At 66.6% G+C, this 13,683-nt stretch carries 15 protein-coding genes and 4 tRNA genes; 9 read left to right on the top strand and 10 right to left on the bottom strand.

Going from position 1 to position 13,683, the window contains the following annotated elements; all coding sequences use genetic code 11:
• The first annotated feature begins 104 nt into the window (after positions 1-104).
• From IPG97_01570 to IPG97_01600, 7 genes are all read left to right on the top strand, one after another.
• On the top strand, positions 105-1,022 hold the full coding sequence (locus IPG97_01570; GenBank protein MBK6855277.1) for a branched-chain amino acid transaminase: 918 nt from the start codon (positions 105-107) through the stop codon (positions 1,020-1,022).
• 28 nt (positions 1,023-1,050) lie between these two features.
• On the top strand, positions 1,051-2,685 hold the full coding sequence (locus IPG97_01575; GenBank protein MBK6855278.1) for a citramalate synthase: 1,635 nt from the start codon (positions 1,051-1,053) through the stop codon (positions 2,683-2,685).
• A gap of 67 nt (positions 2,686-2,752) precedes the next feature.
• On the top strand, positions 2,753-3,286 hold the full coding sequence (locus tag IPG97_01580) for a hypothetical protein (GenBank protein MBK6855279.1): 534 nt from the start codon (positions 2,753-2,755) through the stop codon (positions 3,284-3,286).
• A 125-nt stretch (positions 3,287-3,411) separates the two neighbouring features.
• A complete protein-coding gene (locus IPG97_01585) occupies positions 3,412-4,068 on the top strand; it encodes a phosphatidylserine decarboxylase family protein (GenBank protein MBK6855280.1) in 657 nt (218 codons plus the stop codon).
• 173 nt (positions 4,069-4,241) lie between these two features.
• Entirely contained in the window at positions 4,242-5,048 is an 807-nt protein-coding gene (locus IPG97_01590; GenBank protein ID MBK6855281.1) for a phosphatidylcholine/phosphatidylserine synthase, read from the top strand.
• 119 nt (positions 5,049-5,167) lie between these two features.
• Positions 5,168-6,595, top strand: a complete 1,428-nt coding sequence (locus tag IPG97_01595) for a glutamate--tRNA ligase (GenBank protein ID MBK6855282.1) — start codon at positions 5,168-5,170, stop codon at positions 6,593-6,595.
• Positions 6,595-7,266 (top strand): YdcF family protein, encoded by a 672-nt coding sequence (locus IPG97_01600; GenBank protein ID MBK6855283.1) that lies wholly within the window; start codon positions 6,595-6,597, stop codon positions 7,264-7,266. Before IPG97_01595 ends, IPG97_01600 begins: the two co-directional genes overlap by 1 nt.
• Positions 7,267-7,455: 189 nt before the next feature.
• Here the strand turns inward: IPG97_01600 and IPG97_01605 are convergent, their stop codons facing one another.
• From IPG97_01605 to IPG97_01635, 7 genes are all read right to left on the bottom strand, one after another.
• Entirely contained in the window at positions 7,456-7,977 is a 522-nt protein-coding gene (locus IPG97_01605) for a hypothetical protein (protein ID MBK6855284.1), read from the bottom strand.
• A 9-nt stretch (positions 7,978-7,986) separates the two neighbouring features.
• Positions 7,987-8,172, bottom strand: a complete 186-nt coding sequence (locus IPG97_01610; GenBank protein MBK6855285.1) for a hypothetical protein — start codon at positions 8,170-8,172, stop codon at positions 7,987-7,989.
• Between the two features lie 498 nt (positions 8,173-8,670).
• The gene (locus tag IPG97_01615) at positions 8,671-8,985 is read right to left on the bottom strand and encodes a type II toxin-antitoxin system RelE/ParE family toxin (GenBank protein ID MBK6855286.1); all 315 of its coding nucleotides are present in this window, start codon (positions 8,983-8,985) and stop codon (positions 8,671-8,673) included.
• Entirely contained in the window at positions 8,982-9,233 is a 252-nt protein-coding gene (locus tag IPG97_01620; protein MBK6855287.1) for an addiction module protein, read from the bottom strand. The genes IPG97_01615 and IPG97_01620 overlap by 4 nt, the downstream gene beginning before the upstream one ends.
• Before the next feature lie 260 nt (positions 9,234-9,493).
• Positions 9,494-9,568, bottom strand: a tRNA-Lys gene (locus IPG97_01625).
• Between the two features lie 143 nt (positions 9,569-9,711).
• Positions 9,712-9,788 (bottom strand) — tRNA-His (locus IPG97_01630).
• Between the two features lie 76 nt (positions 9,789-9,864).
• Complete coding sequence (locus IPG97_01635; GenBank protein ID MBK6855288.1) at positions 9,865-11,118, bottom strand: D-alanyl-D-alanine carboxypeptidase family protein; 1,254 nt, start codon at positions 11,116-11,118, stop codon at positions 9,865-9,867.
• Between the two features lie 156 nt (positions 11,119-11,274).
• Between IPG97_01635 and IPG97_01640 the strand changes: the two genes are divergently transcribed.
• Both IPG97_01640 and IPG97_01645 read left to right on the top strand, forming a co-directional pair.
• Positions 11,275-11,348 (top strand) — tRNA-Arg (locus tag IPG97_01640).
• Positions 11,349-11,466: 118 nt separating this feature from the next.
• The gene (locus IPG97_01645; GenBank protein ID MBK6855289.1) at positions 11,467-12,090 is read left to right on the top strand and encodes a carbonic anhydrase; all 624 of its coding nucleotides are present in this window, start codon (positions 11,467-11,469) and stop codon (positions 12,088-12,090) included.
• 186 nt (positions 12,091-12,276) lie between these two features.
• On the opposite strand, the gene IPG97_01650 is transcribed toward IPG97_01645, so the two are convergent.
• From IPG97_01650 to IPG97_01660, 3 genes are all read right to left on the bottom strand, one after another.
• Positions 12,277-12,588 (bottom strand): hypothetical protein, encoded by a 312-nt coding sequence (locus tag IPG97_01650; GenBank protein ID MBK6855290.1) that lies wholly within the window; start codon positions 12,586-12,588, stop codon positions 12,277-12,279.
• Between the two features lie 304 nt (positions 12,589-12,892).
• Positions 12,893-12,967, bottom strand: a tRNA-Gly gene (locus IPG97_01655).
• Positions 12,968-13,010: 43 nt separating this feature from the next.
• Complete coding sequence (locus tag IPG97_01660) at positions 13,011-13,529, bottom strand: hypothetical protein (GenBank protein MBK6855291.1); 519 nt, start codon at positions 13,527-13,529, stop codon at positions 13,011-13,013.
• Positions 13,530-13,683: the final 154 nt, after the last annotated feature.

The following is a 13,683-nucleotide window of genomic DNA, read 5'->3' on the forward strand; positions in this document are numbered from 1 at the left end:
ACCCTCCAGACCAACCCCCACAAGTTGCAGCACCGCCGGTGAGTCCGGCGTTCGAGTCCGATAACGGCGCCGACCAGCGCCTTGCACCCACGAGGGAAAACCCCATGCCCATCACCCCTACCGAGAAGATCTGGATGAACGGCGAGCTCGTCGACTGGGATTCGGCCCAGATCCATGTCCTCACCCACTCCCTGCACTACGGCATGGGCGTGTTCGAAGGCATCCGGGCCTATGAGACGGCCGACGGCCCTGCGGTGTTCCGCCTCACCGAGCACATGGAGCGACTCCACAACTCGGCTCGGATCTTGATGATGGACCTGCCCTACACGGTCGAAGAGCTGGTCGAGGCCACCAAGGACGTGGTCCGGGCCAGCGGCCTGTCGAGTTGCTACATCCGTCCCATCGCCTACTACGGCTACGGCGAGATGGGTCTCAACACGCTGCCGTGCTCGGTCGACGTGGCCATTGCCTGCTGGCCGTGGGGCGCCTACCTAGGGGATGACGCGCTCACCAAGGGCATCCGCCTCAAGACCTCGTCGTGGACCCGTCACGACCACAACACCATGCCCCCGGCGGCCAAGACCACCGGCAACTACGTCAACTCCTCGTTGGCCAAGGTTGAAGCCCTCAAGGCCGGCTATGACGAGGCCATCATGTTGAACCGGGCCGGGCTCATCAGCGAGTGCACCGGAGAGAACGTGTTCGTGGCTCGCCATGGCAAGTTGCTGAGCCCGCCGCTGTCGTCGGGAGCGTTGGAGGGGATCACCCAGAACAGCGTCATGACCATCGCTCGCGACCTGGGTTACGAGTGTGAGCTGAGCGAGATCGCCTGCTCCGACGTGTACGTCGTTGAGGAGATGTTCTTGTGTGGCACCGCGGCCGAGGTGTCAGCAGTCAACTCGGTCGACGATCGTCAGATCCCCTGTCCCGGACCCATGACCACCGCCATCGGCGAGGAGTACCACCGCGCCATCAGGGGTCAGGTCGACCGTTACAAGGACTGGGTCGAACACGTCGGGTGAGTCCCGACGGTGAGAAGGTGAGTTGGAGATGAGCGAAGCACAAGAAAACGTCGAGGTACCGGCCCCGGAGCTCCCTCCCCGGGATCCCGGTCTGCCTGAGGCCGTGGAGATCTACGACACGACCCTGCGCGACGGCGCCCAGCTCGAGGGCATCTCTCTCACCGTCGACGACAAGCTGCGCATCGCCGACGCCCTCGACGAGTTGGGCGTGCAGTTCATCGAGGGGGGCTGGCCCGGGGCCAACCCCAAAGACGTCGAGTTCTTCGAACGGGCCGGACGGGAGCTTCGCTTCGAGCGTTCCACCTTGGTGGCCTTCGGATCCACCCGCCGCCCCCGCGGCAAGGTCGACGACGACCCGACGTTGCGCAACCTCCTCGACGCCGGAACCTCGGCGGTGTGCATCGTGGGCAAGAGCTCGGCGATGCACGTCACCGACACGCTCCGCACCACCCTCGAAGAGGGGGAGGCGATGGTGGCCGACTCGGTCGACTTCCTGGCCGCGAACGGGGTGCGGGTGCTGTTCGACGCCGAGCACTTCTTCGACGGGTGGAAGCACAACCCCGAGTACAGCCTCCGGTTGCTGGAGGCGGCCGCCGAGCACGGGGCCGAGACCCTGGTGCTGTGCGACACCAACGGTGGATCGCTGCCCCACGAGGTCGAGGCCATCGTGCGGGAGATCACCGGGCACTTCCGAGACGACGTCAAGGTCGGAGTACACCTTCACGACGACACCGGTTGTGGCGTGGCAAACGCCCTGGCCGGAGTGCGCGGCGGCGCCACCCAGGTGCAGGGCACCATCAACGGGTACGGCGAGCGAACCGGCAACTGCAACCTCACCACCATCATCCCCAACCTCACCCTCAAGATGGGCGTGAACACCCTGCCCGAGGGGCGGTTGTCTCGGCTGACCGTGGTGTCCAACCGCATCGCCGAGATCGTGAACATCGCGCCGGACCCTCAGGCCCCCTACGTGGGTTCATCGGCGTTCGCGCACAAGGCGGGCCTTCACGTGTCGGCCATCGCCCGCCGCAAGGACGCCTACGAGCACATCGATCCGGTGTCGGTGGGCAACGACACCCATTTCGTGGTGTCGGAGATGGCCGGTAAGGCCACCTTGGACCTCAAGGCTCAGGAGCTGGGTATCCAGCTCGACGGTCCGGGCCTGACCACGGTCATGGATGAGCTGAAGCGGCTCGAGCACGAGGGCTACCACTTCGAGGCCGCTGACGGCTCGCTGGAGCTGCTCATGCGTCGGGCCACAGGGTGGACTCAGCCGTTCTTCTCGCTGGAGTCGTTCCGGGTGATAGTCAGCGAAGCCGACGAGCTCCGCCATGACACCGAGGCCATCGTGAAGTTGGTGGTGGGCGGCGAACGGGTGATGCGCATCGGCGAGGGCAACGGCCCGGTCAACGCCTTGGACTCGGCCATTCGTTCAGCCATCGGGTCCCGGTTCCCCCAGCTCGCCAAGGTGCACCTGACCGACTTCAAGGTGCGGGTGCTGGACACGGCCAAGGGGACCGGTGCGGTCACCCGGGTGCTCATCGACTCCACCGACGGTCGTCACAGCTGGTCCACGATCGGGGTCAACGAGAACGTCATCCTGGCGGCGTGGCAGGCGCTGGAGGATTCGTTGGTCTACGGGTTGCTCCACGCCGAGGACTGAGCCGCGTTCGGCCCGGGCCTGGCCACATGGGGCGATGGCCGGTCTGGGCGCTAGCGTCGAGGCTGTCATGGCTGCGCCTCAGTTCGTCCCGTCGTCTCCAACCCACCGACCCCGCACCTACCAGTCGCCACCTCGGCGCCAGGGTGCGTGGAACCTGCACCGTCCGGGCGAGTTGGCCACGGGCCAGCCCGATGCCGACGCTGGACGCATGGGGGCTCCCGGGCCGGACCAGGGCTATGTAATCAAGCTCCTGCCGGTTCTGCGGTCCAAGCTCGAGTTGGTCATCGGGGAGCAGCTCGCCGCTGTCGAACGGGGCGCGGTAGCAGTTGCCCTCAAGCGAGCCGCGCTGTTCGGTAGGGGTCCCATGGCCGAAGACCTCGAGGTGGCCTACACCGTGTGGGGCTATCTGGATCCGCAGGCCCCGGCGGATCTGGTCGACGAACGACGTACCCGCTTCGAAGGTGTGCACCACACCGCCGCCCACTACCCAGAGCTTCGGGCGGTGGCCGATGCGGTCCCGGATTCGGTGCTGGCCAGGTCCTTGCCCGAGGTGGAAGCTGGCTACCGCTCCGATTGGCGACGTCAGCTCGTTCTCGACTGAGGGTTATAGGCGGGACAGCCGGCAGTCGCCGAGGCGGCGGCGGACTGACTCAGGGCTGCCCGTGGACATCGGGCCGCCTCGACCTGCGAGGATGGGAACGGTCGTTCACGTCACGAGGGAGTCACATGAAGATCGATCGTGACGGTTTCCGCTTCGCCGCGATTCCCGCGGTCGCCTCACTGGTGGCCCTGGCCCGCGGGCACCGGGTGTTGGCCGCGGTCCTCGGCGTCTTCGCGGCGGCGGTGGCGGCGTTCTTCCGAGACCCCGAGCGCCCCGCAGACCGGGACCGCTTTTCTGACGACGTCGTGATATCACCTGCCGACGCCAAGGTCACCTACGTGGGTCCCGGCCAGGACGGGGTCGCCCCCGAAGGGTCCTGGCAGCAGGTGAGCATGTTCTTGTCCTTGGCCGATGTCCACATCAACCGGTGCCCCTACGGCGGAACAGTGACGCAGGTGACCCACCGTCCGGGGCGTTACCTGGCGGCTTACAAGGCCGAGAGCGCCCACCACAACGAGCGCAGCGAGATAGCGGTCGAGCGGGACGTGGACGGCGTCACTCGTCGGGTGGTCTTCCGTCAGGTGGTCGGCGTTCTGGCTCGACGGGTGGTGACCAGGGTTTCGGTTGGAGATCAGCTCGCCACCGGGGAACGAATCGGGCTGATGCGCTTCGGTTCGCGGATGGACGTCTTCTTGCCCATGGACTGCGAACTGGTGGTCTCCACCGGGCAGCGGGTGGTGGCCGGCGAGACCGTCATAGCCCGGTTCGGCGGGCCGGGGTAGTGATCCCCGGACAAGACCACAACGGGGCCTCGTCCCCCGCTGAGCCCGGTGGCGAGCGGGGTCGGCCCAACGGCGTTGGACGACGGCGACGCCTGCGTTTCCGGCTGGTGTCACCAACCGGCGCCACCGTTGTTGCACCGGGCCGTCTCGAGGGGCGCAGTCGGCTCGGAGCCATGCTGCCCAGCATGTTCACCCTGGTGAACCTGATGTGTGGGTTCTCGTCGATCCTGGCGTCGATAGATGGACAGCATCGTCACGCGGCGGTGCTGATCGCCGTCGCCGTGCTGTTCGACATCGCCGACGGTGCCGTGGCCCGAGCGGTGGGGGCCATCACCCCGTTTGGTCTCCAGTTCGACTCTCTCGCCGACCTCACCTCGTTCGGGATGGCTCCCGCACTATTGCTCTACACCCGGTGGTTGGGGGAGCTGTACTGGGTGGGTTGGCTGGCCGCCGGGCTGTGGATCGCGTGTGCCGCCTTCCGCCTGGCCCGGTTCAACGTCACCGTCGATCCCCACGCCGACAAGCGGTACTTCATCGGCCTGGCCAGCCCCGGTGCGGCCGGGGTCGTAATCGCGACCGTGTTCGCCTTCGACCCGGCACCCGAAGGCTGGCAGCGTTGGGTACCGGTGGTGGTTGCGGTGGTGCCAGCCCTGCTGATGGCTTCATCGTTCCGCTTCCGTTCGTTCCGCAACCTGGTGTCGCCCAGTGCGGACCGCCGGTGGGTCACGGTGGCGGTGGGTGGCGCGTTCGCCATGGGTCTAGCGGTGGTTCCGGCCGCGACCGGTGTGGTGGTGGCCTACAGCTACGTCCTGTCGTGCCCCCTCGGTTGGGCTACGGCCCCGATCCGGGCCCGGGTGTTCGGCCCCGAGGCGGTTGCTCCTCATCGTCATCGGCTTCCATCGGTCTTCTTCCCCGAGGTGGACGACTCAGGTGATCTCGACGACTCCGATGACCCAGGGTCCGTGACCGAATCGGGCTGATCCTGGATCCGCAGAGTGGCAGAGCCTTGCGGCGGTCGGCTGATCCTCTTGGGCGCTGGTCGTAGCGGCGGTGAGCGCCGGCTCCCAAGGCTGTCGGGGGTGGTCGTTACCATGGCCCGGTGTCCAACCCCGTCGTAGTCCGTTTTGCTCCATCACCCACCGGCTACCTGCACGTCGGCTCGGGTCATTCCGCCCTGGCCAACTGGATGTTCGCCCGCCACAACGGTGGACGTTTCCTCCTTCGCATAGAGGACACCGACGCCGAGCGGAACCGACCTGAGCTGGTCGACAACGTGCTCGAGATGCTGGCGTGGATGGGGTTGGAGTGGGACGGCGACCCGGTGCACCAGAGCGATCGGGGGGACCTGTACCTGGACGCGGCGGCCAAGCTGGTCGCCACCGGTGCGGCCTACTACTGCTCGTGTACCGGTGAGGAGGTCCAGGCCCGCAACGCTGCTGCCGGCGGCAAGCCCGGTTACGACGGCTTCTGTCGAGACCGTGACCTCGAGGCGGGGCCGGGCCGGGCTTTGCGTTTTGCCACCCCTCGTGAGGGCCGTACCGGCTGGACCGACCTGGTCCGGGGAGAAGTGTCCTTCGCCAACTCCGACATCGAAGACTTCGTGGTCGTGCGCGGCAATGGTGCGCCCATGTTCTTGCTGGCCAACTCCTTCGACGACGCCGACATGGGCATCACCCACGTGATCCGGGGTGAGGATCACGTAAACAGCACGCCAAAGTACCTGCTGTTGAGGGAGGCGCTGGAGCTGGGCGTGCCCACCGCATTCGCCCATCTGCCGTTGCTGGTCAACGAAGCGCGCAAGAAGCTGTCGAAGCGTCGAGACGACGTGTCCATGTCAGACTACCGGGACCGGGGGTACCTCCCCGAGGCCATGGTCAACTATCTGGCCCTGTTGGGTTGGGGGCCAGCCGATGGGGTGGAGGTGAGGCCGATATCGGAGATCGTCGACCTGTACCGCCTGGAAGACGTAAACGCTGCTCCGGCCTTCTTCGATCAGAAGAAGCTGAGCTTCGTCAACGCCGAGAAGATCCGTTCGTTGTCGGCGTCGGAGTTCTTGGAGGTGGCCGATCCGTTCCTCACCAGGGGCGAACCGGCCCGGGCCGCGCTGGAGTCCATGGCGACCGAGGTGCAGGAGCGGGTGCGCACCCTGGCCGAGGTGGAGCCGATGATCGAGTTCTTGGTGGTCGACGCCCCAACCTTCGACGAGGATTCCTGGACCAAGGTCGTGACCAAGGGCAAGAAGGTGGCCGAGATGCTCGATGCCACCGTCGCCGGTCTCGAGACGCTGGCCGACTCGGGGGTAGATGCCTGGGTCCCGCACAAGATCCAGGAGGCGGTGGCGGGAGCGGCGGTGGCCGCGGGGTTGGTGAACGCCGAAGGCGCTCCCCAACTGTCCAAGGCCCAGGGGCCGGTGCGCCTGGCTGTTAGCGGGCGATCCGTTGGGCCGCCCTTGTGGGAGTCGCTCACGGTGCTCGGTCCCGAGAGGACCCTGGCTCGGTTGAGAGACCTTCGGTCCCGCCTGGACTGATGGCCGGCATCGACCCGCTGGCGAGAAGCCGCGACGATGCAGGCGGCGGAGTTTCGTTACGTCGTCGTTGGTGGCGGCACCTTCGCTGGCCCACCCTCATGGCCTTTGCTGTGGTGGTGCTGGTCGCCTCATATGTGGCGGCCACATTCGTGCAGGTGTGGCAGGCGTCTCGCCACGATGGCCGCGTCCGCGCCGACGCGATCGTGGTGCTGGGTGCCGCTCAATACAACGGGGTCCCGTCGCCGGTGCTGCGCCAGCGCCTCGATCATGCCCTGGACCTCTATATGGAAGGTTTGGCGCCACTGGTCGTGGTCACAGGAGGGCGTCAGCCCGGAGATCGTTTCACCGAGGCCACGGCCGGATACAACTACCTGCGTGAGCACGGTCTGACCGATGAGGTGATTCGAAAAGAGGTTCAAGGGGCCAGCACCTATGAGTCTCTGGCCTCGGTGGCCCGGTTCTTGCGTGACGAGGGCATCTCCGACGTGGTGCTGGTGTCGAGCCCGGCCCACAGCCGCCGCGTGGCCGACATCGCTGAGGAAGTGGGTCTGAGAGCCACCGTGTCGCCGACGTCGGGTTCGGCGTCCTTTCGGGCGCTGGCTCGTGAGACGGCCGCGGTGTCCATCGGCCGATTGGTGGGCTACCGCCGCCTGGACCATTTCTGGAGTTGAGGACGAGCGCTCTGACCTGCTGTTCTCTTGGGCTGCGCATCCCGTTCTGTTCCTTTCGACCCACCCCGTACCACCGAGTTACGCGGTGAGATACGTGGTGGCTCGAGTGGATCCCGTCGTGGGTGAAGACGGCACGCCTGGGGGCCATGGTTCTCGCCGTCGTAGGTCCTCAGCGGGAAAATGCAGCGATCATTCGGCTTCTCCGGCGAGACGCCTGAGCTCGGGGAGAGCGTGGCGGTCCTTCGGGCGATCAGCCCATTCCTTCGACGCGATGATGTCCGGCAGCGATGCCACCCGAACCACTGCTCCAGCGACCTGCATCGGTGTCGCTCGACCGGCGAGATCGTCGTAGAACGCCCGCCCACCATCTCGAGTTGGAATCGCTGTCAGGACATCCAGATCGCCTGCGTCAGTTCGCCACGTCGAGATGTCCATGCGAGCGAGTGACTCCTCGTCGAGCCTTGTCGGGAGGGCACGGGCCTCGTCGTCATCGAGGCCCTCCACCCGAAGGAAGGCGTTCAAATCCCTCATCGCCGCAGCGAGGCGAGCGAGGTTCTCCTTCGATGTCGCCGGCAGCGAGTCGAAATCGGCGGTCGGGCGGGTCGCTCCGTGGAGCTGGGCACCGATGCCGCCAACAACCAGGTACTGCACGTCGTGCTCGTCGAGACACTCGATGATGCGTGCTCGATCGAGTGGTGGTCCGCCAGCCACCCGATCGTCCTACCTGCCCTTGGAAGCGAGCTCGGACTCGAGCTGAGCGAAGAACTTCAGCACGGCTTCCTTGGAATCGAGCCGCTGCCCGTCGCTCGTGATCGACACATCGTCCGCCGATGGAGGAGGCGCGTCACGCAACATCTCGTTGAACTCCTCACGGGTCAGCACCCGATCGAACGGCTCCTCGGTCACACCGTAATGCTATGGGCTCCAGGAACATCCCGCATCTCGCCTGAGCGTGTCGGCGAACGGGCAACCTCCGGAGGACGTGTGTACGCGACCTCTACCGGCGATTGGGTGAGGTCAAGGTCCTCCCCTCATGCCCCCAGCGCCCGCTCGATGTCACCTCTACACCGTGTCGCGGGTCGCCACCGCGTAAGTGGGTCTGATACGCCCCTGGCACTCGAGCACGGAAACGGCGGAAACCCCTGCGTGAGCAGGGGCTTCCGGGCGGTGCGCCCCGGGGATTCGAACCCCCAACCTGTGGATTAAGAGCCCGACGAACAGTGTGTCGTTGCGTACCGATCCGTCCCCTGACCTGCCGTTGTATTGGGTCGTCCGTCCCGTTCCGTCCCCACGGAACGCGGCGCGATACGCGGTGGCGAGACCCGTCGGATCGCGCATTGTTCCGAGACTTGCCTCTGTGGGTGAGGTGAGCCAGTGTCGCGTGGGGCGAAGGTTCGGCTGACTTCAGATCTGGCGGCCGGCGCCGAAGTCGGGGCTGCGTCGCTGGTGGTAGACGGCCACGACCACGACGGTGTTGTCGACGATGCGGTAGCGGACCAGGTACGGGAAGCCTTTGGTGCCGACTCGTCGCTCGATCACCTCGCCATCGACTTCGATGACCGGTGATCCGGAGTTTGGCCAGTCGGCTACCTGAGCGATCGTTGCGTGGACCGTGGCAAAGAAGCGCTTGCCCAGTCCGCTCTCCTGGGCCTCGTACCAGGCCCATGTCTCGACGAGGTCGTCCTCGGCGAGGGGATGGAGCCTGACTGGCAGGCTCATTCAGCGGCGGACGATGCTCGGAGTCCGTCGATGCGTTCGCTCACGTGCTCCCAGGTAACGACTTGGGCCTCACCCGACGTGAGCATGGCCATGCGTCGCTCGGTCTCTTCGGACCACAGCCGTTCCACCTCGGCCTCGTCGCCCTGATCCTCGTCCAGACTGGCCAGCAGACCCGAAGCCAACTTGGCTCGGTCCGCAGGCGACAACGCTAGGGCCTGTTCCAGGAGAGCATCGGGTGCCGCAGCCATGGGCCCAAGTTACCAGCGAGGTCCAGTCCTGTGCGGCTGACGGCATTGACTAACTCGAAACCTCCGCGTGGGAGAGTCGTTGCCTCATGTAGTTCCTCCGCTTGGGGTGCGGACCGCTACGCCATGATCGATGGTGCAACGACGTGCGGTCACGAACCAACTGGCAACGAAATACCGGCACCGCGTAACTGGGTCTGAGGCACCTTCGGCCCATGCGCCCGGAAACGACGGAAGCCCCTGCGTGAGCAGGGGCTTCCGGGTGGTGCGCCCCGGGGGATTCGAACCCCCAACCTGTGGATTAAGAGTCCATTGCTCTGCCATTGAGCTAGAGGCGCGTGGCGACTCTAGTGCAATGCCCCCGAACCGATGCCAACCAGAACCGCACCGATGAGTCAGATCAACGGCCCTTCGGACGTGGCGTTTCGGGCACCGAAAATGACTCACGGCCGGTCACCCGAAGGGGTGCCGACCGTGAGAATGGGGTGACCGAGGGGATTCGAACCCCCGACATCCGCGACCACAACGCGGCGCTCTGACCAGCTGAGCTACGATCACCAGGGAGCCGCCACATTAGCAACTGCCGGTGGGACCACAGAAACCGTTCAGGGTCAGATCGGGTGGTCCCGGCGGCTCAGCGGCCGCTGGTGCTCCAGTGCCACGACTCGCTGGGCAGGTTGTAGAAGCCGTGGCTGGCGGCGTTGGCCTTGAGCCAGGCGTAGGAGGCGCTGCCCCGGCCGCAGTTGGCGAAGTCGATGGCCAGGCCGATCTCATGCTGAGAGGAGCCGGGCCGGGCGGTCGGCGGACGACAGGCGCTGGCCGACATCTGGTAGATGGCGTAGTAGCTGGATCCGCAGTGGGCCCGTCGTAGGGCGATCTGGCGTGAGGCGTCTCGGTAGCCGCTGCCGCTCAGGTTCACACCGTCGGCGCGGGCGGCGTTGATCATTCCCAGCACTCGGTCCTGGATCTGGCAGTTCACGCCGCCGGAGATGTTGGGCACGCTGCACACCGCCACCCCGCTGTTGCCAGAGGAAGATCCACCTCCGCCCGACAGCGGGGGAAGGGGGGCGCCTCCGCCGCTGCTGCCCGATGAGGCCTGGGCCCGACGCCGGGCTGCCTCCTCACGGGCGGCGCGCTCGGCTGCCAGGCGGGCCGCCAGGGCGGCCTGCTGCTCGGCGATGCGGGCCGACAGTTCGCGATCGGTGGCGGCCAGGTCCAGCGATCGGGCGATCTGGGAGTCGATGGTGGCCTGCATGTCGTCGGCCAGACGCTGCTGGTTGGCCCGGGCCGTATCCACTGCGGCGGTGCGTTCGGCCTGCTCCTTGCGCTTGGCTTCGGCCACCTGGCGGGCTTCTTCGGCCTTCTCCCGCTCGTGGTCGATGTCGTCGGTGGCGCCCTTCAGGCGGTCGGCCACGTCGGCGTCACCCTGGGAACGGAGCTCTATGTAGAACTTGCGGGTGGCTGCGCTGGTGAAGTCGTTGGTCTCCAACACGCTGAGAACGTCGTCGGCGGTGGGGCTCACATAGGCGGCCACGGCCCGGCGTCGCATCTCCTGGCGGAGGATCCCGATCTCCTTGTCGAGGCGGACGATGGCGGCCTCGGCAGCCTCGATGTCCTTCTCGGCCTGGGCCACCTCGCCCTCGATGCGAGACAGCGCCTCCTCTTGGGCGCGCAGGTCCTCTTCGATCAACTGGAGGGCGTCGTCGATCTCGTCGAGCGATGCTTCTGAGGTGTCGATTTGAGCCGCGACCCGAGCCCTCTCGGCCCGTACCTGGTCACGCTGCTGCTCGAGGCTCTGGGTCGGAGCTGAGTTGGCGACCTGGGGAGCGGACAGGCCGAAGGCCAGAGCCGCCACCGTCAGGGCCACGCCCAGTGATCGTCGACGCACGAACCGTCCTCCTCTGCCGGGTAGGGGTGAACGAGTTCGACCCGGCTTCGTCACATAATCGTAACAGGTTGGGGTGCGCGGACCAACGCACCCCGGGTGGCATGCACAACCGCGGGCGCATGGACGGGTTGGTCCGTGCCGTACGATCTCGGCCTGGCCTCCGTAGCTCAGTTGGATAGAGCAACCGCCTTCTAAGCGGTCGGTCGCAGGTTCGAGCCCTGCCGGGGGCGCCGCCTACCGCGCTGGTTGCCGTCGCCGAGACCTGTGGGGTTGGCTCCGCGGTGGCAGGCCCGCCACACTCGACGCGTGGCCGAGCTGGCGGCCGCCCGTCGCATTGGAGAGCCACAAATGTCCTATGACGTCGCGTCGTCAGGTCCGAGCGAGCGCCGCGAAGCTGCTGCCGCTGCTCTGGCGAACCTGTTGGACGGTAACCGTCGTTTCGCCGCGGGAGGTCTGGTCGACAACAAGATGTCGGTGGCCGAGCGGTCGGCTCTGGTGGCGGGGCAGAGCCCCCGTGCCGTCGTGTTGGGCTGTGTCGACTCCCGCGTGCCGCCCGAGGTGGTGTTGGGTCAGGGAATCGGCGATCTCCTCACCGTGCGCACCGCCGGTCAGTCCCTGTCGGGCGTGGCGATCGGCAGCATCGAGTTCGGCGCCCGGGCGTTGGGCATCCCCCTGGTGGTGGTGCTGGGGCACACCCACTGCGGTGCTGTGCTGGCCGCCATGGGTGACCACGACCTGACCGGCCACCTGGGTGACCTGATCGGCGATGTGGCGGCCCGGTTGGTCGATCTGGTGGGTGACGACCCCATACGGGCTACGGGCGGAAACCTTCAGGCCACCGTGGATGCCCTACGTCATTTCGGCACCATCGAACGCGACGGAGACCCTGCCCACGTGGTCGGCCTGCTGTACCACCTCGACACTGGCCTGGTGACCGTCGAGGATGACGACGGCCTCCTGGGTGACTCGTGACCGACGGGGATTTCTGAGCCCGACCGGGTGACGATCCCGAAGTCGACAGGTTCGAGGAAGGTGCGCCCGAGAAGCGGACCGACCCATACGTACGGCATGGCTAAACCGAGGCGAAGCCTCGGTCTGATTGCCCTCGCAGTGACGACGACTGGGCCTATCCGCTCGGGTCCAGCGCGAGATGTGAGGTCAGCAGGTAGCGAAGGCCTCATCGAAGGGCTGGAGCTCTATAGATCTTGCTGTCAGTCGTTCGAGCATGGTCTCGGCGTCGAGTTGGTTGTAGGCCCAGTCGTCGGTGGCCACCACGAACGACATCGGGATCATGTCCAGGTCACGCCCGCCGCTGATCGAGCGCTGGGCGCTTCGGGCTCCGGCTTCGGCAGAGGGCACCGAGGCCTCGATCAGAGCTATGGCCCCGCGCCCGTCACCGGTTTCCAGGAGAGCGGCGAGCCGGTCGCGGTAGGTGGCAACCGCGCCGTAGCCCTCGCAGAACATCGCCATGTCGGCGACCCGGACCTCCTCACCATCCACAGTGCCCAGAAGGGGTCCCGTCCCTTCTGGCTCGGTGATCTCGCTCAGCCCTGGTACGGAGCCAACCAAGTCCTCGATCGAGCTCGGATTGCTCTGGGATTCGCTCTGCGAGCCGAGGCTGTCCGAGGTGTCGTCACGTCCGAACAGGCACCCAGCAGAACAGCGACCAACAACAGGGTCAAGGAGGTTCGACGCAGCATCGCCGGAACCTACCGCAGTCTATAACGACAGCGGCCCAGGCATCCCGATGGCGGGGTGACCTGGGCCGGTGATCTGGAGCGGGTGACGGGAATCGAACCCGCATCTTCAGCTTGGAAGGCTGAAGCTCTAGCCATTGAGCTACACCCGCGGGGGCCTGCACCGTACCGCGCCAGAGCGGGGTGCTCGAACTCCTACCTCGAACCGAGGCTGGTGCCAGGTAGTCGTCCGGCCAGTAGCCGGGCCACGCTGCCGGCAAGCAATGTCGACAAGGCCAGCAGGGGTATCCCCGAACCAGGACTGTTGGCGATCACGTCGGCGACGCCCCCCACCGGATGGATGAGGGTGCTGGAGATGGCCACCGCCACCACGGTGTTGGTGACGATGTGCGTTCGAGAGACGTTGGTGCCGGTGGTCCCGAAGCATCCACAATCGGTTCCGCCCGGAGCCACCCGCATCAGGTGGGCGGAGAACCCGGCGAAGGCCAGGTAGACGAGAGCCAGCACCGCGGTGGGCGCCGGCCCCCCCATCGCCAGGGCCCATGCACCGATAGCGACCTCGGCGCCGCCAAGGCTGCGGCTGAGGGAGGGGCTCGACGGCCACCCCGCCGCGGCCAAGGCTTTGGCGGCGGGCTCAGGTCGGGCCAGCTTGGAAATCCCCGAGATCACCAACAGCGCGGCGGCGGCGAGAACGAAACCGGCCAGGGGTGCCACCGTACGAACGTACCGCCACGGCCGCTCACCGCTGGCGAAGACCGGATGGCCACCGGCCCCTCGGGGAACTTCTGGAGGAAGGTCGCACCGCCCCAACTCGAAGGTCGTGATCCCGATGAGGTGTGACGTGTCCGTTCTGCCCCTCGGTCGGGTC

It is taken from the genome of Microthrixaceae bacterium (assembly GCA_016702505.1).
Classification (GTDB): domain Bacteria; phylum Actinomycetota; class Acidimicrobiia; order Acidimicrobiales; family Iamiaceae; genus Aquihabitans.

Excerpts from the sequence above, each read along its gene's own strand:
- IPG97_01570 (MBK6855277.1), top strand. The coding sequence starts at position 105 with ATGCCCATCACCCCTACCGAGAAGATCTGGATGAACGGCGAGCTCGTC.
- IPG97_01575 (MBK6855278.1), top strand. The coding sequence starts at position 1,051 with ATGAGCGAAGCACAAGAAAACGTCGAGGTACCGGCCCCGGAGCTCCCT.
- IPG97_01580 (MBK6855279.1), top strand. The coding sequence starts at position 2,753 with ATGGCTGCGCCTCAGTTCGTCCCGTCGTCTCCAACCCACCGACCCCGC.
- IPG97_01585 (MBK6855280.1), top strand. The coding sequence starts at position 3,412 with ATGAAGATCGATCGTGACGGTTTCCGCTTCGCCGCGATTCCCGCGGTC.
- IPG97_01590 (MBK6855281.1), top strand. The coding sequence starts at position 4,242 with ATGCTGCCCAGCATGTTCACCCTGGTGAACCTGATGTGTGGGTTCTCG.
- IPG97_01600 (MBK6855283.1), top strand. The coding sequence starts at position 6,595 with ATGGCCGGCATCGACCCGCTGGCGAGAAGCCGCGACGATGCAGGCGGC.
- IPG97_01615 (MBK6855286.1), bottom strand. The coding sequence starts at position 8,985 with ATGAGCCTGCCAGTCAGGCTCCATCCCCTCGCCGAGGACGACCTCGTC.
- IPG97_01620 (MBK6855287.1), bottom strand. The coding sequence starts at position 9,233 with ATGGCTGCGGCACCCGATGCTCTCCTGGAACAGGCCCTAGCGTTGTCG.
- IPG97_01645 (MBK6855289.1), top strand. The coding sequence starts at position 11,467 with ATGTCCTATGACGTCGCGTCGTCAGGTCCGAGCGAGCGCCGCGAAGCT.
- IPG97_01650 (MBK6855290.1), bottom strand. The coding sequence starts at position 12,588 with ATGGCGATGTTCTGCGAGGGCTACGGCGCGGTTGCCACCTACCGCGAC.